19 protein-coding genes are annotated in these 21,794 nt (G+C 72.5%); 11 read left to right on the top strand and 8 right to left on the bottom strand.

Features of this window, described 5'->3' with window-relative positions:
- Nucleotides 1–124: 124 nt before the first annotated feature.
- The gene (locus D7I43_RS27615; RefSeq protein WP_120331523.1) at nucleotides 125–919 is read left to right on the top strand and encodes a S1 family peptidase; all 795 of its coding nucleotides are present in this window, start codon (nucleotides 125–127) and stop codon (nucleotides 917–919) included.
- Nucleotides 920–1,036: 117 nt separating this feature from the next.
- Complete coding sequence (locus D7I43_RS27610) at nucleotides 1,037–2,275, top strand: phospholipase D-like domain-containing protein (RefSeq protein ID WP_120331502.1); 1,239 nt, start codon at nucleotides 1,037–1,039, stop codon at nucleotides 2,273–2,275.
- Nucleotides 2,276–2,281: 6 nt separating this feature from the next.
- On the opposite strand, the gene D7I43_RS27605 is transcribed toward D7I43_RS27610, so the two are convergent.
- On the bottom strand, nucleotides 2,282–3,097 hold the full coding sequence (locus D7I43_RS27605; RefSeq protein ID WP_240033194.1) for a helix-turn-helix transcriptional regulator: 816 nt from the start codon (nucleotides 3,095–3,097) through the stop codon (nucleotides 2,282–2,284).
- 134 nt (nucleotides 3,098–3,231) lie between these two features.
- Here D7I43_RS27605 and D7I43_RS27600 point away from each other — a divergent pair, with 134 nt between their 5' ends.
- On the top strand, nucleotides 3,232–3,600 hold the full coding sequence (locus tag D7I43_RS27600) for a nuclear transport factor 2 family protein (RefSeq protein ID WP_120331500.1): 369 nt from the start codon (nucleotides 3,232–3,234) through the stop codon (nucleotides 3,598–3,600).
- A gap of 49 nt (nucleotides 3,601–3,649) precedes the next feature.
- On the opposite strand, the gene D7I43_RS27595 is transcribed toward D7I43_RS27600, so the two are convergent.
- Entirely contained in the window at nucleotides 3,650–3,979 is a 330-nt protein-coding gene (locus D7I43_RS27595) for a nuclear transport factor 2 family protein (protein WP_120331499.1), read from the bottom strand.
- A 196-nt stretch (nucleotides 3,980–4,175) separates the two neighbouring features.
- Nucleotides 4,176–4,661 carry an FBP domain-containing protein gene (locus D7I43_RS27590; RefSeq protein ID WP_120331498.1) on the bottom strand — a complete coding sequence of 162 codons (486 nt, stop codon included), beginning with the start codon at nucleotides 4,659–4,661 and terminating at the stop codon, nucleotides 4,176–4,178.
- A gap of 57 nt (nucleotides 4,662–4,718) precedes the next feature.
- Between D7I43_RS27590 and D7I43_RS27585 the strand changes: the two genes are divergently transcribed.
- Nucleotides 4,719–5,285 carry a TetR/AcrR family transcriptional regulator gene (locus tag D7I43_RS27585; protein WP_120331497.1) on the top strand — a complete coding sequence of 189 codons (567 nt, stop codon included), beginning with the start codon at nucleotides 4,719–4,721 and terminating at the stop codon, nucleotides 5,283–5,285.
- A gap of 97 nt (nucleotides 5,286–5,382) precedes the next feature.
- Nucleotides 5,383–6,024, top strand: a complete 642-nt coding sequence (locus tag D7I43_RS27580) for a M23 family metallopeptidase (RefSeq protein ID WP_120331496.1) — start codon at nucleotides 5,383–5,385, stop codon at nucleotides 6,022–6,024.
- A 22-nt stretch (nucleotides 6,025–6,046) separates the two neighbouring features.
- Here D7I43_RS27580 and D7I43_RS27575 read toward each other — a convergent pair whose 3' ends face one another.
- Nucleotides 6,047–7,219 (bottom strand): alanine--tRNA ligase-related protein, encoded by a 1,173-nt coding sequence (locus tag D7I43_RS27575; protein ID WP_120331495.1) that lies wholly within the window; start codon nucleotides 7,217–7,219, stop codon nucleotides 6,047–6,049.
- A gap of 508 nt (nucleotides 7,220–7,727) precedes the next feature.
- Here D7I43_RS27575 and D7I43_RS27570 point away from each other — a divergent pair.
- From D7I43_RS27570 to D7I43_RS27555, 4 genes are all read left to right on the top strand, one after another.
- Nucleotides 7,728–8,294 carry a cysteine hydrolase family protein gene (locus tag D7I43_RS27570; protein ID WP_120331494.1) on the top strand — a complete coding sequence of 189 codons (567 nt, stop codon included), beginning with the start codon at nucleotides 7,728–7,730 and terminating at the stop codon, nucleotides 8,292–8,294.
- A gap of 153 nt (nucleotides 8,295–8,447) precedes the next feature.
- Entirely contained in the window at nucleotides 8,448–8,774 is a 327-nt protein-coding gene (locus D7I43_RS27565) for a hypothetical protein (protein ID WP_120331493.1), read from the top strand.
- A 185-nt stretch (nucleotides 8,775–8,959) separates the two neighbouring features.
- The gene (locus D7I43_RS27560; protein ID WP_120331492.1) at nucleotides 8,960–10,459 is read left to right on the top strand and encodes a CehA/McbA family metallohydrolase domain-containing protein; all 1,500 of its coding nucleotides are present in this window, start codon (nucleotides 8,960–8,962) and stop codon (nucleotides 10,457–10,459) included.
- A gap of 111 nt (nucleotides 10,460–10,570) precedes the next feature.
- Nucleotides 10,571–11,329: a DinB family protein gene (locus D7I43_RS27555; protein ID WP_204985299.1), complete on the top strand. Its 759-nt coding sequence runs from the start codon at nucleotides 10,571–10,573 to the stop codon at nucleotides 11,327–11,329.
- 51 nt (nucleotides 11,330–11,380) lie between these two features.
- Here the strand turns inward: D7I43_RS27555 and D7I43_RS27550 are convergent, their stop codons facing one another.
- Complete coding sequence (locus tag D7I43_RS27550) at nucleotides 11,381–11,668, bottom strand: DUF1905 domain-containing protein (protein WP_120331491.1); 288 nt, start codon at nucleotides 11,666–11,668, stop codon at nucleotides 11,381–11,383.
- Between the two features lie 97 nt (nucleotides 11,669–11,765).
- Nucleotides 11,766–13,313 carry an alkaline phosphatase D family protein gene (locus D7I43_RS27545; protein ID WP_120331490.1) on the bottom strand — a complete coding sequence of 516 codons (1,548 nt, stop codon included), beginning with the start codon at nucleotides 13,311–13,313 and terminating at the stop codon, nucleotides 11,766–11,768.
- Between the two features lie 320 nt (nucleotides 13,314–13,633).
- Here D7I43_RS27545 and D7I43_RS27540 point away from each other — a divergent pair, with 320 nt between their 5' ends.
- On the top strand, nucleotides 13,634–15,169 hold the full coding sequence (locus D7I43_RS27540) for an FGGY-family carbohydrate kinase (protein ID WP_120331489.1): 1,536 nt from the start codon (nucleotides 13,634–13,636) through the stop codon (nucleotides 15,167–15,169).
- A complete protein-coding gene (locus D7I43_RS27535; RefSeq protein ID WP_120331488.1) occupies nucleotides 15,166–16,800 on the top strand; it encodes a fucose isomerase in 1,635 nt (544 codons plus the stop codon). The genes D7I43_RS27540 and D7I43_RS27535 overlap by 4 nt, the downstream gene beginning before the upstream one ends.
- Before the next feature lie 130 nt (nucleotides 16,801–16,930).
- On the opposite strand, the gene D7I43_RS27530 is transcribed toward D7I43_RS27535, so the two are convergent.
- A complete protein-coding gene (locus D7I43_RS27530; protein ID WP_120331487.1) occupies nucleotides 16,931–17,929 on the bottom strand; it encodes a LacI family DNA-binding transcriptional regulator in 999 nt (332 codons plus the stop codon).
- 172 nt (nucleotides 17,930–18,101) lie between these two features.
- Nucleotides 18,102–21,785, bottom strand: coding sequence for a GH116 family glycosyl hydrolase (locus D7I43_RS27525; RefSeq protein ID WP_204985298.1), 3,684 nt, complete (start codon nucleotides 21,783–21,785; stop codon nucleotides 18,102–18,104).
- Between the last annotated feature and the right edge of the window lie 9 nt (nucleotides 21,786–21,794).

Below are 21,794 nucleotides of genomic sequence, written 5' to 3'. Positions count from 1 at the left end.
TCCGGGTCATAAGCGCGCGATACGACCCAGAGGGTATGGGTCGACATCTATTGATCTCAATATGATGACGACATCGTCAACCAGGTGCGCGCGAGGCGTGCCGGTCTTCGAAGCGGAGGAACGCATGGTTCGCTGGCGCACCCTCACCGGCCTGTTGGCCGCCGCGTTGGCCGCGGTGACCGCGGCCAGCGTCACCGTCGCGGCGCCGGCCGCCGCGGACGGCGGCACGATGACCCCGTACGTCGTCGGCGGCACCCGCGCCGCCCAGGGCGAGTTCCCCTTCATGGTGCGGCTCTCCATGGGCTGCGGCGGGGCGCTGTACAGCCCGCGGCTGGTGCTCACCGCCGCGCACTGCGTGGGCGCCACCGGCGCGAACACCAGCATCACGGCCACGCTCGGTGTGGTCGACCTCCAGTCGTCGAGCCGGATCACCGTCCGCTCGAACTACGTCTACCGGGCTCCCGGCTACAACGGCAACGGCAAGGACTGGGCGCTGATCCGGCTGGCCACGCCGGTCACCGGGCTGAGCACGCTGAAGATCGCGAACACGACCGCGTACGACAACGGCACGTTCACGGTCGCGGGATGGGGCGCCGCACGGGAGGGCGGCCCGCAGCAGCGGTACCTGCTCAAGGCGACCGTTCCCTTCGTGGACGACACCACCTGCAACTCCTACTACCGGGGCCAGATCATCCCGGCCGAGGAGATCTGCGCCGGCTACGCCAGCGGTGGGGTGGACACCTGCCAGGGCGACTCGGGCGGACCGATGTTCCGCCGCGACGCCACCAACGCCTGGATCCAGGTCGGCATCGTGAGCTGGGGCAACGGCTGCGCCCGACCCAACTACCCGGGCGTCTACACCCAGGTGAGCTACTTCGCCTCGGCGATCGCGTCGGCCGCCGCGAGTCTCGGCGGCTGACCGTACGGGCGATCGGGCGGCCCGGCCGGCGAACGGCCGGGCCGCCCCGTGCCGTTCATGAAGAGTTCCGACGCATTGCATTGACGCACTGAAATATTCCGACGACGATGCCTGTCCATGACCACGACTCGTGCGCGTGCCGCCGTCCGCCGTACCCTGGTCTGCCTCCTCGCCGCGCTCTGCGCGGTGACGGCGCCGGTCGCGGTGGTGCCCGCCGCGGCGGCCCCCGTCTCCGCCGCGTCGGCCACCCTCGCCGGCCACCCGGTGTGGGCACACTTCACCAACCCGACCGCCGGCCGCGACTACACCATCCTCACCGAGCTGCAACGGCTGATCGACGCGGCGCCCGCCGGCTCCACGGTGCGCGGCGCCATCCACTCCATCAGCGTGGACTCCGTCGCCGACGCCCTGTTGCGCGCCCAGAACCGTGGCGTCACCGTGCGGGTCCTGCTCGACGGGAAGAACGCCACCTCGGCCGACGTCGCGGTCGCCACCATCCGGCAGCTCAGCGACCACCAGTTCTGCACGAACAGCAACGGGGGCCGCGGCTGCATCAGCACGAGCGCCGACGGTGACATGCACACCAAGCTGTTCACGTTCACCAGCACCACCGACCCGAACGGCGTGGCCCGCAGCAACGTGGTCTGGTTCGGGTCGAGCAACCTCACGTACGCCACGGGCCCGGACGCGTTCAACAACGCGATCACCGTGTACGGGGACGCGGCGCTCGCCGCCGGGCTCAACGCCAACTTCACCGACATGTGGAACCGCCGGCACTACAGCGGCAACGACTACTACGACTCCGCCTCCGGACGCGGCTACTACCAGGCGGCAGCGGCCGACGCGTACGCCTCACCGGAGGCGGCGGGGCAGACGGACACCATCGTGACCCGCCTCAACGACCTCACTCCCGACGCCGACTGCCGCCTCCGCGTCGGCATGGCGGCGGTGACCACGGGACGGCCGCGGATCGTCGACCTCGTCACGCGCTTCCGCGCCGCCGGCTGCAAGGTGTGGATGGCGGTCGGCACGAACGCCGACGGCGGCATCGCGATGAGCCAGTCCGTCTACGACGAACTGCTCGCCGCCGGTGTGGCCATCCGCCGCAAGGACAAGGTGCACGACAAGTTCTTCCTCGCGTACGGCCGGTACGGCACCGCGTACCAGTACCGTGTCTACACGGGCTCGCAGAACTGGACGCAGGACGCGCTCAGCGAGAACGACGAGATCTTCGTGAAGATGGCGCCGGAGACGGGCGCCACGCACCCGCTCTACGACGCGTACTACGCGCACTTCAACGAGGCGTACAACACCGGGGTCACCTGCACGCGGAGCACGTACCCCTGCCGGTCCTGACGAGGCTCACCCCTCGACGCCCCCGTCGTCGGCCAGGCGGCGGAGCGTCGCGGCGGTCGCCCGGTCGGCGGGGAGGAACGCCTCGACGGCGAGGCCGGCCACGGTCACGTCGAGGGGAGTGCCGAACACGGTGGTGGTGCCCAGGAAGGCCAGGTCCTGGTCGCCGTACCGGTAGCGCAGCGGCACGGCGACCGTCCCCGCCGGGTCGTCGGCCGCCGGCCGGTCCTCCCCGCCGGGGTAGCCGCGCAGCTCGTCGTAGAGGTCCGCGAGCCCGGCGTCGGCGGTGGCCGCCACCTGCTCCCGCAGCCGGTGCAGCAGGTGCGCCCGCCACTGGCCGAGGTTGCGGATGCGGGGAGCCATGCCGTCCGGATGCAGGCTGAGCCGCAACACGTTGACCGGCTCCACCAGCAGGTGCGCGGCGGATCCCGCCGTGAACAGGGCCACGGCGGCGTTGGCCTCCACGAGGTGCCAGTGCTGGTCGACGAGGACGTCGGGGAACGGACCGTGCGCGTGCAGGACCTGCCGGACCGCCTCGCGGACCGGAGCCAGCTCGGGGCCGTCGAGACCGTGCGCGGAGTGCGCCGGGGCGTAGCCACCGGCGAGCAGGAGCGCGTTGCGGTCGGCGAGGGGCACGTCGAGGTGCTCGGCCAGCCGGAGGATCAGATCGGGGCTCGGCCGGGACCGGCCGGTCTCCACGAAGCTGAGGTGCCGGGTCGAGACGCCCGTGCCGACCGACAGGTCGAGCTGGCTGAGACGACGGCGCCGACGCCAGTCGCGGAGAAGCTCACCTACCGGTGCTCTCGGTATCGCCACCTGGGTCACGGTCCCCGACCCTAACGGCCGTGCCCGCCCACCGACCATTACCTCCGACGTAATCGACGCGCCCCCGTCCGAGCCGCGACGATCTCATCTCGAGACGCCGTACGTCGGCGTCGCGAGCAAACGGGAGGCAGATCATGGCGACGAACTTCGACGAGTTGGCCGGACGCTACATCGCGGTGTGGAACGAGACCGATCCGCAGCGGCGCCGGCGGGCCATCGACGACCTGTGGGCGGCCGACGCCCGGTACGTCGACCCCCTCGGTGTGGCCGAGGGTCGGGAGGCGATCGACCGCATGGTCGCCGCGGTGCAGCAGCAGTTCGCCGGGATGCGGTTCCGGGTGGCGGGGCCGGTCGACGGCCACCACGACCAGTTCCGGTTCACCTGGGAACTCGGCCCGGAAGGGAGCGAGGCGCCCGTCGTCGGCTTCGACGTGGCGGTGACCGACGGCGACGGCCGGCTGCGCGAGGTGTACGGCTTCCTCGACCGGGTCCCGACGGCCTGATCCGGCGCCGACCGGGACGGGGTGCGGGCCCGACCCGCACCCCGTCCGGTCAGCTGATGCGCAGGCTCGCGATCCTGCCGTCCCGCAGGTGGAAGGTCATCGGGCCGGTGCCGTTGAAGCCGTTGCCGGACACCTTCAGGGTCACCACGTAGCTGTCCGGCTCGGAGCCGGGCTCGATGCCGAGGAACTCGAAGTGCGACTGCACGCCGATGTTGTCGGTGCGGTCCCAGCTGCGTACGCCGTCGTGGCCGTGGAACTCCCGGCCCCAGTCGTTGAGGTACGCGTCGTCGGTGAACGCGGCGACGAAGGCGTCGGAGTCGCCGCGGTTGGTGGCGTCGATGAACTCGCGGATCGCGGCGGGTACGTCGGTCGTGGTCATGTGCGGTATCTCCACGTCGTGCGCGGCGCGGACGGCGCGCGGGGACAGGCGAATGCGGACGAACGGAACGCCAGACTAACGACTCGCGCCCGTCGACGTTCCCGGCCGGTGGGCCGTGACGGTGAGGCTCACCACGTGCGGGCCCGGGGCTGGTCGGTGACCGACCAGGAGCTGGCCGCCGGCATCCGCTCGGAGGTCAACCGGCGACGTTGGCGAGGAAGCCCAGCAGGTTGTTCCGGGTCCGCTCGACCTTCTCGGCCAGGGTCAGCGACTCCTCGATGCGACGCCCGGCGTCCTTGCGCCCCCGCAGGTAGAGCGAGCAGGCGAGGTCGGTGCAGATGTACGCGCCCACCGAGTTGCCCTGCCGCCCCGACGGGCCGGCCTTGCGGGCGGTCATGAGCGAGACCCCGTCGCCGGTGTGCGTCGTGAGACACAGCGAGCACATGCTGCGCCGCGCGTGCCCGGTGTGCGGGGCGACCCGCAGCGCCACGCCCACGAGCCCGGAGGCCGACTCGGCGACGAGGTACGCCCGCTGCGCCGCGGCGGGGTCGTGCCACCCGAAGAAGTCCAGGTCGGTCCAGGGCTGCGCGTCCAGGTCCCGGGGCACGGCCAGGCGCTTGGCCTCGCCCTTGCTGCAGTTGACGAAGGATGCCCGGATGGCGGATTCGGTGAGGGGAACCATAGGCGCTAGCCTAGTGCTACTAGGCAACCGATTAATTCTTCTAGCCGTGGAGGGCGCGTGACGCGTGCGGGGGTGACCGTCGACCGCCTCACCCGGGCAGCCGCCGAGCTGGCCGACGAGGTGGGCTACGAGAACGTGACCGTCTCGGCCCTCGCGCGCCGCTTCGGCGTCCGCGACGCGAGCCTCTACTCGCACATCAGGAGCGCCCACGATCTCCGGGTCCGGGTGGCGGCGCTGGCCCTCACCGAACTCGCCGACCGGGCCGCCGCCGCGCTCGCCGGCCGGGCCGGCAAGGACGCGCTGGTGGCCTTCGCGAACGCCTACCGGGACTACGCGAACCAGCATCCGGGCCGGTACGCGGCCATGCAGATGGACCTCGACGCGGACAGCGTGGCGGCGCCCGCGGCACGCCGGCACGCCGAGATGACGCGGGCGATCCTGCGGGGCTACCGGTTGGCGGAGCCCGACCAGACGGACGCCGTGCGGATGCTGCACAGCACGTTCCACGGATTCGTGAGCCTGGAGCGGACGGGCGGCTTCCGCCACCACCCGCGCGGGTCCGACGCCTCCTGGGCGCGGGCCCTCGACGCGCTCGACGCCCTCCTGCGCGCCTGGCCGCAGTGAGTCCGCCCTGACCGGGTGCCCGTGGCGGTGGCGCGACGGTCGCCGCCGGACGTGTCCGCGCCCGCCGCCTTGCCGGCGTCTGCCATGCTTCTGGCCGATGACCACCGGCCAACCACCCCGCCGCCACGCCCACCGACGTCCGCCGAGGCGGGCCACCCGCGTCGTCCTCGCGCTGGCCGCCGCCGCGGTGGTCGTGGCCGTCGCCGTGGTGGTCGTCCCGCTGCTGCGCCCGCCGGGGCCGCGCCCGCTCTTCCAGCTCCCCGTCGCCTGCGGCGAGACGTGGCAGCTCGGCACCTACCCGGGGCACGACGACTTCGACGTCGACCTGTTCCCCATCGAGGGCGAGGCGTGGGGAAGACCGGTGCTCGCCTCCGCCGCCGGGACGGTCACCGTGGCGGGGATCAACGGCTCCCTGGGCGGGCGTACGCCGGAGAACCCCGACGGGCCGCGCGGACGCGGCGGCGGCTACTGGGTGAAGATCGACCACGGGGGTCGCTGGGAGACCCAGTACCTGCACCTGCTCGAACCGCCGCTGGTGCGGGAGGGGCAGCGGGTCGAGCAGGGCGAGCAGATCGGAAAGGTCGGCAGCACCGGCAACTCCGGGGCCCCGCACCTGCACTACGAGCAGCGCCGCGGCTGGGAGAAGGTCGAGACCTGGTTCGACGGCGAACCGTCGGGCATCACCCACGACGACCGCGAGTACACGGTGCGGCGTACGAGCAACAACTGCGGCGCCTGAGGCGGACACCCCGCGTGGGGGGTCACGCCGCCTCGGCCACCAGCACGTCGACCAGGTCCCGGGGCAGGCCGTAGGTGTCGTGCAACCGGCGGTAGTCCTCGTCGCGCAGCGGCCCCCGCGACAGGTACCGGGAGACGATCGGCCGGCCACGCCGCAGCAGGCCCCGGAAGCGTCGCTCCTCGTCGACGAGCAGGGTACGCACCTCGTCGACCGGCAGGCTCTGCCGGAACCGGTCGAGGGTGTCCCCGATCGGCCCGTCCGGCAGGTCCGCGAGGCTCCGCGACGGGTCGTCCCGCCACAGCGCGGTGAGCGTCCGGCGGATCAGCCGGCGCAGCACGTACCCGCGACCGGTGTTCGAGGGACGGACCCCGTCGCCGAGGACGACCACGGCGGACCGGAGGTGGTCGCCGACCCGGCGCAGCGTCTCCTCGTCGGGGCGCCACAGGCCGGTGACGGTACGGACCCAGGGACGGAACGCCTCGCCCGCGAAGACCGACGAGTTGCCGTTCAGCACCATCTCCAGGCGCTCCAGACCCATCCCGGTGTCGACGTTCCGCTGCCGCAGCGGCACCAACCGGCCGTCGTCCCGCCGGTGGTAGCGCATCTGCACGTGGTTCCAGACCTCCATCCACCGCCCGTCGGTCCCCGGAGTGCCGACCGGCGGGGTGTCGCCGGTCCACAGGAAGATCTCCGAGTCGGGGCCGCACGGACCGGTCGGCCCGTTGGACCACCAGTTCTCCTGGCCGGTCAGCTCCACCGGTACGCCGAACTCGCGCCACGTCTCCAACGAGGCGGTGTCCGGCTCCACGTGGTCGTCGCCGCCGAACACCGTCGCGTGCAGCCGGTCGTGGTCGATGCCGAAACCGTCGCGGAGCAGCTCGTAGCCCCACCGCAGGCTCCGCGGGCCGTCGTAGTCGCCGAGGGACCACGACCCGAGCATCTGGAAGACGGTGAGGTGGGTGGAGTCGCCGACCTCGTCCAGGTCGGTCGTGCGCAGGCAACGCTGGACGTTCACGAGGCGACGGCCGAGCGGGTGCGGGCGCCCCTCCAGGTAGGGCGTGAGCGGGTGCATCCCGGAGGTCGTGAAGAGCACCGGATCGTCCGGCGGCCGGACCAGCGAACTCTCGGGCAGCAGCAGGTGACCGCGCTCGCGGTAGAAGCCGACGAAGGTGTCGATGATGTCCTGGGGTGTCACTGCGGAACCTTTCGGGTCGGAGCGACCGGAAGGGATCCACGGGCACGGGACGGGCGTCCGGAGACGGGAAGGCCGGCGGACCGATTCCGGTCGCCGGCGGGAAGTCAGGAGGTCAGGCTGCGGCGACCGTCGAGCGGGTAGCTCGCGCGGCCGCGGCGGCGGAAAGCCTGACGATCTCCATGCCCCGCAGTCTATCTCGCCACCGACCCGACGCCCACCGGAAACGGCGCCCGCGCCGCGTACCGGGCGGCCAGGGGACGCCCGGTGCCCGGCAGGGCGGGTGGCACCGGCGCGTCCCGGTGCCGCGTCGGTGCCAGGTCTCCCAGGGGCGCCCCGGCACCCGCCTCAGAGCGCCGAGGCGGGGAACCTGGCGGATCGGTGCCGGTCGAAGCCGGCCCATCGGCTGGTGAGGGACGGTGGCCACCCGTACGGCGACCGGCCGTTTCTTGTCGGACGGCGGGTCTACCGTGGGCGGCACCGGATCTCCCGAGAAGCACCAGGAGCTGCAATGACCACCCTGCCCGACCGTCCGCACACCGCACTGCTCGTGATCGACGTCCAGAACGGGGTGGTCGCCGGCGCCCACAACCGTGACGGCGTCATCGCCAACATCAGGTCGCTCGTCGACCGGGCACGGGCGGAGGACGTGCCGGTCGTCTGGGTGCAGCACTCCGACGACGGGCTCGAGCGCGGCAGCGAGAGCTGGCAGTACGTGCCGGAGCTGGTCCGCGCCGAGGGGGAGCCGCTCGTCCACAAGCACTACGGGGACTCGTTCGAGGGCACCGAGCTGGAGGCGGTGCTCGCCGAGCGCGGCGTGGGGCGGCTCGTCGTGACGGGCGCCCAGACGGACGCCTGCATCCGTTCGACCATGCACGGCGCCTTCGTCCGCGGCTACGACGTGACGTTGGTGGGCGACGCCCACACGACGGAGGACCTGAGCGCCTACGGCGCGCCGCCGCCGGCCCAGGTGATCGCGCACACCAACCTCTACTGGCAGTGGCAGAGCGCGCCCGGTCGCCAGGGCGGGACGGTCGACGCGGCGGACGTGACGTTCGCGCCGATTCCGGTGGGCTGAGCGCTTTCCATCCGACCGCCGGCAGCGCGTCGTCGACACGGCGCCACCACGGTGGCGCGACCGTGGCGATCACCACCGTGACCAGGGTGCTTGTTCCCGCAAGCAAATTGATGGAGGATCGCAGAGGCGTCCATCGATACCTGGGAGGTTCCTGTGCGACGAACCGGAGCGAGGATCGGCGCGGCCCTGGCCGCGTCCGCGGTGCTGGCCGGCGGACTCGGCGTCGCCGCGTCACCCGCGTCGGCCCAGCCGACGGGGCTCAGCTTCTACACCGCCAACTTCGACGCCGAGGTGGCGCACGTCGACGCGCCGACCGGCGAGTGCACGCCGCTGCCGGCGACCGCGGCCGGTCACATCGGCTGGAGCGGCTTCACCGACGTCGTCCTCTACCGGACGACGGACTGCACCGGGTACGCGACCCACACCGGCACCCTGCGCACCTACGAGGCGGGGAAGTACCTGAGCTGCCGCGCGTACTGAGCCGACGCGCCGCCGGCGGGCGGGACACCTCGCCCGCCGGCGGCCGGCTCGACCACCGCGCGCCGCTGCCGGACGCCCGCCCGCCCGTGTTCACCGGCTGCCCGCGCCGCGTACAGCGGCGATTCATCGCGCTTCCCGATGCTCTCCGTCGACACAGCAACTGCTGAATCGAGGAGCACGTCGTCTTGACGGACAAGGATCTGGAGCAGGTCGAGCAGTCCCGGCTCTCCCGGCGGCAACTGGTCAAGTACGCCGGCGTCGGCGCCACCCTGGCCGCCGCCGGCTCGGTGGTGGCGGCCACCCCCGCCTTCGCCGACGAGGAGGACGAGCGTGGCCGGAAGCCGGGCGACTCGCGCGGGCGGGTGTGGCGGGCCGGCGACCACCACGTCCACTCCGAGTACAGCGGCGAGTTCGACACCTCGTCGAACCCGCCCACCTTCCACAAGGGCGCCGACGCGGTCTACCCGATCGTGACCAACGCCATCATGGCCAAGAACTTCGGCCTGACCTGGGCCATGTGCACCGACCACGGTGGACCGACCCACTCGAAGGTCAACCTCGAGCAGGCGTACCCGGACCTCCTGCTGTCGCGCAAGCTGGTGCCCGAGGTGCTCCAGTTCTGGGGCATGGAGTTCGACGCGCCGTCGCTCGACCACCACACCCTCATGATCCCGCGGCACGCCGACGAGGCGAAGCAGCTGTTCGAGCTGGAGAGCCGGTTCGCCAAGTACGACGCGTTCCCCACCGACCCGGGCCGCGACACCGAGGCCAAGATGATCGAGTTCCTCAAGGTCGCGCGGGACATGCCGCTCAAGCCGCTGGTGATCGCGCACCACGCGTCCCGGTCCGCGCCGGGCCTCGGCGTGTACGGCCAGGACACCCCGCGGGAGTTCCGCAACGGCAACAACGTGGCGCCGGACGTGTACGTCGGTTTCGAGGGCGCGCCGGGGCACCAGGCGGGACCGCTCAACGGCGGCAAGCGCGGCGGCTACGGCAACTACCCGACCCACGGCGGCTTCGACCAGATGACGGCCCGCGTCGGTGGGCTGTGGGACTCCCTGCTCGGTGAGGGCCGGCGCTGGTGGATCACCGCCACCTCCGACTCGCACGTGCACTGGACGCGCGGCGGTTCCGACTTCTGGCCCGGCGAGTACAGCAAGACGTACGTGCTGGCCCGGCAGGACTACGCCGACATCATGGACGGCCTGCGCAACGGGCGCATCTGGGTCACCACCGGTGACCTGATCCGCAGTCTCGACCTCACGGCGACGTGCCAGGGCCGCACGGCCGAGATGGGCGAGACCATCAGCGTGAGCCGCCGCAACCGCACCGACGTGGAGATCGAGATCCGGTTCCGCCCGCTGGACGGCCGGAACGCCAACGGCGACCGTCCCGAGGTGCGGCGCGTCGACCTGATCGTCGGCAACATCACCGGCCCGAGCGCCGACGTCAACGCCGACACGAACCCGACGACCAGGGTGGTCGCCCGGTTCGGCCCGCGCGACTGGAAGCGGCAGGGCGCCGACCTCGTCATCCGGCACACGCTGCGCGACGTGGAGCAGGACATGTACGCCCGCGTCCGGGGCACCAGCACCGACGAGATGGAGCCGCTCGCCGACGGGCTCGAGAGCCCGTGGGACGACCTGTGGTTCTACTCGAACCCGGTCTTCGTCCGCGTGCGCTGACCGCACCGGCGGCGTCGTCGGCCCCGCGCCGGATCCCTCCGGCCGCGGGGCCGCCGGCCCGCCACCTGGGCGCGGAACCCGTCTGTCGGACCCCCCGTCCACAATCGCCGCATGGCCATGGAGCACACGCACACCGACGCCTTCCGCGGTGCCCGTTTCCACGTCGTCGACCTCAGTGGGGCGACGTTCCGCGAGTGTGACCTCTCCGGCGTCCGCATCGTCGGTTCGCTCGTCACCGACCTGCGGGTCTCCCGGCACGCCGACGACGCCCGGGTCCTCGTCGACGACGTGGACGTCACGGCGTACGTCTCGGCCGAGCTCGACCGGCGGTATCCGGAGCGGGTGCAGGTCCGCGCCGTGCGCACCGCCGACGACCACCGCGCGATGTGGGACACCGTGGAGCGTCTCTGGTCGGAGACGATCGCCCGGGCCGAGCGGCTGCCCGAGCCGCTGCGCCACGAGCGGGTCGACGACGAGTGGTCGTTCGTCGAGACGCTGCGGCACCTGACCTTCGCCATCGACCTCTGGGTCGGGCGGATGATCCTCGACGAGCCGGCGCCCTGCCACCGGCTCGGGCTGCCGCCGACCGACATCACCGGGCAGGACGCCGCCGACCTGGGCGTCGAGGTGAGTGCCCGCCCGTCGTACGCCGAGGTCCTGGCCGTGTACGACGGCCGCCGCGCGACGATGCGCCGGGTCGTGGCGGGCGTGACCGACGCGCAGCTGGAGGAGATCCGCACGGCCGCGCTGACCGCCGCCTGGGGCGTGGAGTCGCACTCGGTGGACGACTGTCTGCGGGTCGTGCTGGACGAGCACATCGCGCACCGCCGGTACGCGCTGCGCGACCTCGCGCTGCTGGAGGCGCGCTGAGCGGCCGGCCCGGAGGCGTGCTGAGCGGTCGCCTCCGTCGGTGCGGCCGCCTCACACGTCGACGGCCAGGCGTACCGTCACCGTGGCACCCACGTCGAGCCCCTCGGCCGTGCGGACGGACGTCCGCACCGGCACCACGTAGCCCCCGTCCTTGGGGAACAGGGAGGTCGTCCAGCTCGTCCCGCCGATCCGGGCGGTGACCGGGATCATCCCCCAGCCGTAGCTCACGAGGGAGGCGGCCGACTCCAGCTCGCGGCACCCCTCGGCCGGCACGGTCACGAAGTGCCACGGCGCCGGCCCTCGCCAGAACCACAGCTCGCCGCTGAACTCCAGCTCCACCGGCCCAGCATAGGAGCGGACACGGCGTCGCAGGGGTCCCCCGAGGCGTGGGCGGTGCCCGGGCCACCGGCGACGCCGGTGACCCGGGGTGCGGCTCCTAGACCACGTCGACCTGGACGCCGGGCCGGCCGCTCTCCACCACGAAGCTCGCGCGGGTGGACACCGGGGCGCCCGGCTCCGTGACGTACGGCACGACCCGGTAGTCGGTACGCCACTGCCGGTGGTCGAGTTCGCAGCGGACGTAACCGCGCCGCGCGTTGTAGAACCGCATGTGCGGGTTGCTGGCGAGCCACTCCCGGCCGCGTCCGTCGAGGTCCGCCCCGTCTCCGCCGGAGGTGACGGACGTGCCGAGGAACTCGACGCCGACGGTGCGCGACGCCTGGTCGTCGAAGTTCTGCTTGAGGTCGGCGACCATGCTGCAGTGGGCGTCGCCGGTGACCACCACCATGTTCTGGACGCCGCGCTCGACCACGCCGTCGAAGAGGCGCTGCCGCGCCGCCGGGTAGCCGTTCCAGTTGTCGTTGGGCAGCTCCTTGCCGGGGCCGGGATCCCGGTCGGCCTGCGCGATGACCGTCTGGTTGCCGAGCACGTTCCACCGCGCCGTCGACGCGGCCAGGCCGTCGAGCAGCCACTTCTCCTGCGCGGAGCCGAGCATGGTCCGGGACGGGTCGTCCATCCCGGTGGGAACCTGGTCGGACCGGTACTGCCGCCCGTCGAGGATGTTGAACTCGGCCAGGTCGCCGTACCGCAGGCGGCGGTAGAGCCGCATGTCGGGGCCGTGCGGGATGCTGATCCGGCGCAGCGGCATGTGCTCGTAGTACGCCTGGTAGGCCATCGCCCGCCGGGCGCGGAACTCCTCCGGCGACTGCGCCGCGTCCTCGGACGTCCCGTCGGCGTAGTTGTTCTCGACCTCGTGGTCGTCCCAGGTGACCGCCCAGGGGAACCGGGCGTGTGCCAGTTGCAGGTCCAGGTCCGTCTTGTACTGCGCGTGCCGGATCCGGTAGTCGGTGAGCGAGAAGATCTCGGCGGCGGGCAGGTGCGGCCGGCCGATCGTGCCGGCGGCGGCGCCCTCGTAGATGTAGTCGCCGAGGTGCAGCACCAGGTCGAGGTCCTCCTCGGCCAGGTGCCGGTAGGCGGTGAAGTGGCCGGCCGGGAGGTTCTGGCAGGACACGAAGCCGAAGGCGAGCCGCCGCCGGTCCGCGCCGCGCGCGGGCGCCGTGCGGGTACGCCCGACCGGGCTGAGCTGGTTGCCGACGCGGAACCGGTAGAAGTACTCCCGGTCGGGGCGGAGCCCGCCGACCTCGGCGTGCACGGAGTGGCCGAGTTCCGGAACGGCCCGCTCCGCGCCCGCGCGGACGACCCGGCGGAAGCGGTCGTCCTCGGCGACCTGCCAGGAGACGGGGACGACCCGTCGCGGCATCCCGCCGAGGCCGTCGACGGCGAGGGGGTCCGGCGCGAGGCGGGTCCACAGGACGACGCCGTCGGGGAGCGGGTCACCGGAGGCGACCCCCAGCGTGAACGGGTTGTCGGCGAACGCGGGATCGGCCCAGGCCGGCGCCGACGAGAAGCCGGCGATGGCGGCCGCCACGCCGGCGCCGGCCGCGCCCGTCAGCCCGAGGAATGCGCGTCGATGGAGATGGGGCATGCGACGGTCCCTTCAGGATGGTTGAAGATCACCATCGATTCTTGGGACGGAGATTGCCGCCGGGTGGCCGTACGGGGACCGGGGGCGTACGGGTCCGCGCACATCAGATCCCCGGTCCGGTGGCGGCGAGCGCCCGACCCGGGGCGGGCCTACGAAGCGAGTTAACGATTTCCCGTACATGGCCGGTCGCCGATGGCTCCGCGTCCCCGCCGTTCACCAGCACGAACGCTGCCCTGCCGGCGTCGGCGTGACCGGTGGTTGACGAGAGACGTTCGCGGATCGGTCTTGATTCGGAAATCGATTGCTGGAACAGTGGCGCCATGAGGGTTGCGGCCGTCCTGGGCGTCGACATCGGCACGTCGAGCAGCAAGGGCGTCCTCGTGGACGCCGACGGCCGGGTCCTCCGGTCGGCCACCCGGTCGCACGAGGTGAGCCGCCCCCGGCCCGGCTGGGTGGAGATGGACGCCGACGTCTGGTGGCGGGAGTTCGTCTCGCTGAGCCGCGAACTGCTGGCGGCCGAGGACGCCGAGGTCGTCGCCGTGGGAGTGAGCGGCATGGGGCCGTGCGTGCTGCTCACCGACGCCGCGAACCAGCCGCTGCGACCGGCCATCCTGTACGGCGTCGACACGCGGTCGACCGCCCAGATCGCCCGCCTCACCGAGCGGTTCGGCGAGGAGGAGATCCTGCGCCGGTGCGGTTCGGCGCTGTCCAGCCAGGCGGCAGGCGCCAAGGTGGCCTGGGTGGCCGACAACGAGCCGGAGCTGTTCCGGCGGGCGCGGCGGCTGTTCATGCCCAGCTCGTGGCTCGTCGTCAACCTCACCGACCGGTACGTGCTCGACCACCACTCGGCGAGCCAGTGCACGCCGCTCTACGACACCGAACGCCAGGACTGGTACGCGCCGTGGGCCAAGGAGATCGCCCCCGACCTCGACCTGCCCCCACTGCGCTGGCCGGGGCAGGTGGCGGGGGAGGTCACCGCGCGGGCGGCGGCCGAGGCCGGCCTCCCGGCCGGCGTCCCGGTCGTCACCGGCACCATCGACGCCTGGTCGGAGGCGATCAGCGTCGGCGCCCAGGGCGTCGGCGACCTGATGCTCATGTACGGCACCACGATGTTCCTCGTCCACACCGTCGCCGGCCGGCTCACGAACCCGTCGCTGTGGGGGACGGTCGGCGCCCTGCCCGGCACCCGCAACCTCGCCGGTGGACTCGCGACGTCCGGAGCGGTCACGGCGTGGCTGCGTGACCTGTTCGGCTCGCCGGACTATCCGGAACTGCTCCGGTTGGCCGAGGCCTCCGCGCCCGGCGCGCGCGGGCTGCTCATGCTCCCGTACTTCGCCGGCGAGCGGACCCCCATCCTCGATCCGGAGGCGCGCGGCGTCGTCGCCGGCCTCACCCTCTCGCACACCCGCGGCGACCTCTACCGCGCCGCGCTCGAGGCCACCGGCCTGGGCGTCCGCCACAACATCGAGACCATCGAGGCCAGCGGCGGTGACATCCGGCGCGTCGTCGCCGTCGGTGGCGGCACCCAGGGCGGCCTCTGGACCCAGATCGTCTCGGACATCACCGGACGCGCCCAGGTGATCCCCACGCAGACCATCGGCGCGAGCTACGGCGCCGCGTTCCTCGCCGCGCAGACGGGATGGACCGTCTCGATCGAGACGTGGAATCCCGTCCGCGAGGTCCGGCAGCCCCGCCCCGCGCTCGCCGCCGACTACGACGAGCTCTACGGGCTCTACCGCGAGCTGTACACGAGTTCCAAGCGGGTCGCGCACGCGCTCGCTGCACGTCAGGTCCGTCTGCTGGCCGGCCCGCCGGCCGCCAGCGACAACCGAGGCACCGAAGGAGCCGCCCCATGACCAGTTACCAGCTGCCCGTGTTGGCCGATCCACCCTCGGCGGCACCCGGCACCGTCTACACGGTGGCCAGCGGCGACCTCCGGCTGAGCGCGAACGTCACCTGCTGGCCCACCCAGCAGCAGCTGGAGGCCGACCTCACCGCGGCGGTCAACGCGCTGGGCTGGAAGGTCGAGCGCGGCCACGCGTTCGACCCGGACAAGGGCCACGGCTTCATCGACAGCCAACGGGCCGGCATCGAGGTCTTCAAGCGGATCCCGGTCGACGCGCCGCTGATCGTCGTCGAGGCGGTCTGGCAGTACAGCCACCACGTGCTGGCCGGGTTGCGCAGCCACCGCGGGCCCATCCTCGTCGTGGCCAACTGGAGCGGCGAGTTCCCGGGGCTGGTCGGCCTGCTGAACCTCACGGCGAGCCTCACGAAGGCGGGCGTGCGGCACTCGGCGTTGTGGAGCCAGGACTTCACCGACGACTGGGCGGTCGACGGGCTGCGCACCTGGCTGGAGACGGGGGAGCTGCACCACGACACCAGCCACGTACGCGACCTGCCCGCCCTGCCCGACGACGCCGAGGTCCACCTCGGCCGCGCCCTGGCCACCCAGCTCGCGCGGGAGAAGGCGATCATCGGCGTCTTCGACGAGGGCTGCATGGGCATGTACAACGCCATCTTCGACGACGAGCTGATCAACCCGCTCGGCATCTACAAGGAGCGGCTGTCGCAGAGCGCGCTGGTCGCCGAGATGGCACGGGTGACGGACGAGGAGGCCCACGCGGTCCGCCGTTGGCTGGACGAGGCGGGGATGACCTTCCACACCGGGACCGACGAGGCCACCGAGCTGACCGACGCCCAGCTGCTGAGCCAGTTCAAGATGTACATCGCCGCCCTGCGCATCGCCGACGACTTCGGCCTGGACGCCGTCGGCATCCAGTACCAGCAGGGCCTCAAGGACGTCGTACCGGCCAGCGACCTCGCCGAGGGTCTGCTGAACAACGTCGAGCGGCCACCGGTCCTCAGCCGCGACGGCACGCGCGAGCTCTACGCGGGGGCGCCGCTGCCGCACTTCAACGAGGTGGACGAGGGGGTGGCCGTCGACTCGCTGGTCACCAACCGGATCTGGACGGCCATGGGCCTCGACCCGGCGACGACGCTGCACGACGTCCGGTGGGGCGAGCGGTACGGCGACGACTTCGTCTGGGTCTTCGAGATCTCGGGCTCGGTGCCCGCGTCCCACAACGGCGGGTACGACAAGTCGTACAGCATGCGCCAGCCGCCGATGTTCTTCCCGCTGGGCGGTGGCACGCTGAGCGGTGTCTCGAAGCCGGGGGAGATCGTCTGGTCGCGGGTGTTCATCATGGACGGCGCGCTGCACGTCGACATCGGCCGGGGGACGGTTGTGGAGCTTCCCCCGGAGGAGACCCGGCGCCGCCTGGAGGCCACGAACCCGCAGTGGCCGATCATGCACGCCGTGCTGCACGGTGTCGGCCGTGACCAGCTGATGGCGCGCCACAAGGCGAACCACGTGAACGTCGCCTACGCGCCGGACCGGGAGACCGCGGACCGGGCGCTGCGGGTCAAGGCCGCCATGTTCGCCGAACTCGGCGTCCAGGTGCACCTCTGCGGTGACGTGAACATCTAGGGCCGGCGGCCCGGCCCTCGCGGGGAGGCGGGGCCGGGCCGCACGGGACCACCGCCATGGGGGACGGTGGGGACGGGCGGGGAGCCTGACGCGAACTGGGGGCAGGCTCCCCGCCCCCGTGCGGTCCGGGTCAGCTCGGGCGGGTGGAGCTCTCGCGTACCTGGAGGACCGTGCTGAGCGTGACGGTCGACGGCGGCCGCGCCGGGTTGGCGATGCGCTCGGTGAGCAGCACGGCGGCCGCCCGACCGAGGTCGTACGTCGGTTGGGAGACGGTGCTCAGCGAGGGCCGGACGAGGTGGGCCCAGGGGATGTCGTCGAAGCCCACCACCCCGAACTCCGCGGGCACCCGCACACCCCGGTCGACGAGGCACTCGACGGCGCCGACGGTCATCAGGTTGTTGGTCGCGAAGACGCTGTCCGGCGGGTCGTCGCTGTCGAGCAGGGACGCCATGGCCCGGTAGCCGCCCTCCTCGCGGAAGTCCGCGTGCCGCACGAGGCTGTCGCTCGCCTCGTGCCCGCGCGACCGCAGCGCGCGCTGGTACCCGCGCAGCCGCTGCGCCGCGGTGGAGATGCGGCGGGGACCGGTGATGCAGGCGACCCGCCGGTAGCCGTTGTCGAGCAGATGGGTGGTGGCCAGCTCCGCGCCCTGCACGTTGTCGACGAGCACCGTGTCGATGGTGACGCCGCGCAGCTGACGGTCGATCGCGACGACGGGGATGCGTGCCTCGACCAACCGGTTGATCACCGTGGACCGGCCGGACGTCGAGATGATGACCCCGGCCATCCGCTCGGCCAGGGCCGCGGCGATGTACCGGGACTCCTTCTCCGGGTCCTCGTCGCTGTTGCACAGCACCACCGAGTAGCCGGCGCCCTGCGCGACGTCCTCGACCCCGCGCACCATCGAGGTGAAGAACGGGTTCCCGATGTCGGAAATGATGACCGCCCAGAGGCTGGTCTGGCTGAGGCGCAGGTTGCGGGCGACCGCGTTGGGGCGGTAGTCGAGGTCCCGCATCGCCTGGTGCACGCGCGCAGCCATGGCTGGATCGACGGTGGTACGGCCGTTCAGCACCCGTGACACCGTCGCGGGCGACACCTGGGCCTGTCGTGCCACGTCATAGATCGTCGCCATTCGCCTCCATCCGGTCGACTCCTACGATGACGAGCCCGTGAACGGGCGCCGGACCCCGCACCCTCGTCGGTGCGGAGAACCCGGCATCCTACGGGCGGTAAACGACGGATTTGTCATGGGCCTTCCGAGGTCGGCGACCCGTCACGGAGAGCGTGTGGGTCGCCGGGCGCCGTCAGCCGTTGACGGTGACCCGGAGGGCCTCACCCCGACCGACCACGACCTCGGCGGCCAAGGTAACGAGAATACGCCCGTCCCGGTACGACCAGTCACGGACCGGCCGCGTGCGGTTGCCGAGGCGTACCGTTACGTTTCGGGGGCGCCGCGCCGAGGCCAGTGCGACGCTGGCCACCCGCAGGCGGCCGTACCGGACGTCGAGCGTGGCGGCGAGGTGCCCGCCGTGCCGCTCCTGCCGGTACAGGCCCCACCCCTCGGCGGCGGTGAACGCCGCCGCGAACCGGTCCGGGCTGATGCGCGGCGCGAAGCCGATGTGGCCGCGCGGACCGTGGTACTCGAAACCGCACGCCGCGAGGTACACCCCGTGACTGGCCATGGCCCGGGCGTAGTGGTCGCCGCACTCGATCTCGTTGTACGGGTTGCGCCGGCCGGCGGCGTACCGCTCGTGCACGGCCCGGGTGAGCGTCAGCCCGGGCTCGACCAGCCCCTCCTGGAGCATGTGCGCGGCGACCTGGTACTCCTGCCCGGTCCACACCTCGTTGAAGTACATGGCGGCCCAGCTCGCCGGGTTTCCGGCCGCGGTGTCGCCGCCGCCGTGCGGCCAGGTGGTCATGAGCATGCCGTACTCGTGGTCCATGGCGAACCACCGGCCGCCGGCGATGGCGCTGCCCTCCCGGTACGCGGCGTGGTCGGGGGTGAAGTTGTACCGGTAGAGGCTTTCGAGGGCGCTGACCGCCTGCTCCGCCGGTACGACGCGCGGCAGCCCGAGCTGGCCGGCGAGGCTCTGCCCGAAGAGCTGGTCGATGTGGCAGCCCCGGTTGCTGTTGATCACGTCGGCGTGCGCCGGGTCGACCTTCTGGATGAAGTACTCGCCGTTGTACAGCTCGGTCGACAGGTACCGGCTGCCCGACTCGGCCAGGGCGCGGCACCGGTCGGCGAACTCGGACTGGCCCATCTCGTCGGCCATCTCCGCGCCGGCCCGCAGCGCCGCCACGTACATGCCGGTGATCCAGGCGATCTCGCCGTACCAGACGGTGTCCAGCGTGTTCGGCTGGGCGCCGTCCAGCGTGCCGTTCGGGCCCGCGTCGTGGTCCATGACCCACTCCAGCGCGCGCCGCAGGCGGGACCAGTTCGCCCGCAGGTAGGTGTCGTCGGGCGCCGTCAGGTGCTCCCGGTAGCAGCGCAGGATCGTGCCGCACTGCCCGTCGGTAGCCCAGGCCATGTCGGCCTCCGCGCGGTTGCCGATCTGGCCCGTGTCCGGGTGGAACCCGATGCCGAGGTCCACCCTGCTGCGTGTGTCGCGTTCCAGCTGGGGGAAGAGCCGGGCGATCGACTGGGCGTAGTTCCACACGTGCTCGCAGGTGCCGGGGCAGCAGTAGACGCCCTCCCACCCGTAGAACCGGCCGTCGTCGAAGAGGTAGCAGGTGTTGGTGGCGAGCGTCGACGCGGGCGCCAGCGTGCGCTCCAGGAACCAGTGCGGCAGGGTGGCGTCGGTGTACCAGGTCTTCACCCAGGCGCGGGTGTCGGCCTCCAGCCGGTCGAGGTCGCCGGCCACGTGCTCCACGACGGCCCGGGCGTCGGCGAACCGGCCGCCGTACTGCCGGCGCAGGGTGTCCGACCCGCGCAGGAACCCGAGCGAGACCCGGTCGGGCACGGGGAAGTGCCAGCCGAGCACGAACCGTACGGTCCGGCTCTGGCCGGGCGCCAGCCGGACCGGAACGGCCACCGACCCGGCCTGCCCGGCCAGCGAGCCGTCCACCTCGGTGGGGCCGTCCTCGGCGGCGAAGACCTCGTCCGGGCCGTCCCAGCGGGCGACCGACGGCCGCGCGACGGCCCGGCCGTCCAGCGCGGCGAGCGCGAGCGTGCCGTGGTCGGGGACCTGCTCCAGCGGCCGGGTGTCCGTCGGTACGTCGCTGAAGACGATGCGGTCGACGTTGACGTGACCCCACCCGCCGGTGTCCGCGTCCACGATCTCGATGACCGCCGTGCGGCCCTGGTAGGCGAAGACGTTCATGGTCGCCACGCTCACCGGCTCCGCGTCGCGGCCGGCCACGCTGGCCACCAGCACCCCGTCGACCAGGAGGTTCACGCAGGTGGTGCCGCGGTGGCTGCCGCCGCCCACGGCCACGTTGACGTAGCGGCGCGCGACGGTGAACGGCCGGCTGGTGAGCTTGCCGGTGGCGGCGTCGGCCCGACCCGCGTCGCCGCCGGCGCCACGGAAGTCGTGCGAGGTCACGAACCGCTGGCCGGACGCCCCGAGGTCGCCGAAGCGCTTCATGTAGTCCGGGATCTCGGAGACCGGCACCGGGCCGGCGCCGAACGCCGTGCCCTCGACGGTCCAGCCCTCGTACGTGTCCCGTTCCCAGTCCTCGAACACGATCTCGGGGCGGGGGGCGACGTCGGTGAACACGATCCGGTCGCAGTTGACGTGCCCCCAGGCGCCCGTGTGGTCGTCGACGATCTCGATGACCGCGGACTTCCCCTCGTGCGCCGCCACGTCGAGGAAGACGGTGTGCATCACCTCGGTGTCCCGGCCGGTCGCCGTGGCCACGACCGCACCGTCGACCACCACGTTGACGCAGGTCTGCCCGGGGTGGTTGCCGCCGCCGAGGGACAGCCGGACCGACCTGCGGGTGATGGTGAACGGCCTGCTGGTGAGCCGGCCGGTCGGCGCGTCGGCCCGCCCGATGTCGCCGCCGGCGCCGCGGAAGTCGTGGGACGTGACCAGACGCTGCCCGGTGGCGTTGAGGGGGCCGCTGCGCTTCATGTAGTCCGGGATCTCCGAGACCGGCACCGGGCCGGCGCCGAACGCCGTGCCCTCGACGGTCCAGCCCTCGTACGTGTCGCGCTCCCAGTCCTCGAAGACGATGTCGGGGCGGTCGGCCGTCTCCGTCTGCTCGGCGGCGGAGAACGCGATCCCGCGCAGCGACCGGCCGCCGAACGCGGACGACCGCAGCGTCACGCCCCGTTGCGTCCGCGTGTCGAGGCAGACGGGGTTCTCCACGTACCCGAGCAGGGTGGCGTCGACGGTCCGTCCCGAGGTGTTGCGCAGCGTGTAGGCCAGGACGGTCGCCGGGAGGGTCGAGTCCGCCACCGAGAGCGGAACGAACGGCGAGAACGCCTCCAGCGTGACCTCGACGGGGGCGTCGGCGGCGCGGTACCGCACGCGGCCGAGGGGGTACTGCCCGGTGAAGCGCACCTGGTCGAAGCCGGCGGCGTCGAGGGCCCGGGTCTGGACGCGGCCGGCGGACCGGGTCCGCAGCGCGAAACCGTGCCGGATCGGGGAGGAGGGCTGTCGCGGGTTCGCGTAGCCGGCGTCGGTGGTGCCGGCTGCCGGCCGGTTGAAGATGTCCCAGTTCCAGAGCCGCCCGTCGCCGCCGAGGTACAGCTGGCCGGCGGCGCCGCCGCCGATCGGCATCCCGATCCAGCGCAGGTCGGCTCCCTCGTAGCTGGTGGGCTCGCCCCGGCGGTACAGCTCCGCGGACCAGTCGGGGGGCAGCGCCTTGTCGACCGGCACCGCGATCAGCCGGTCCTCGGGTACGCCCAGCGCGGCGGCGGCCTCGGCCCGGGAGCCGGCGAGCACCGTGCCGGCGGCGGCCCCGAGGGTGATGGTGAGGAACTGGCGACGGTTGGGGCTGCAGGCGTTGCCGGGGCAGCACTCGTCGTACGACTGGTCGGCCATTCGTGGCTC

The sequence above is a fragment of the Micromonospora globbae genome (assembly GCF_003610785.1).
Classification (GTDB): domain Bacteria; phylum Actinomycetota; class Actinomycetes; order Mycobacteriales; family Micromonosporaceae; genus Micromonospora; species Micromonospora globbae.
The sequence above is the reverse complement of the archived record's forward strand: the minus strand, read 5'-3'. Positions and strand labels throughout refer to the sequence as shown.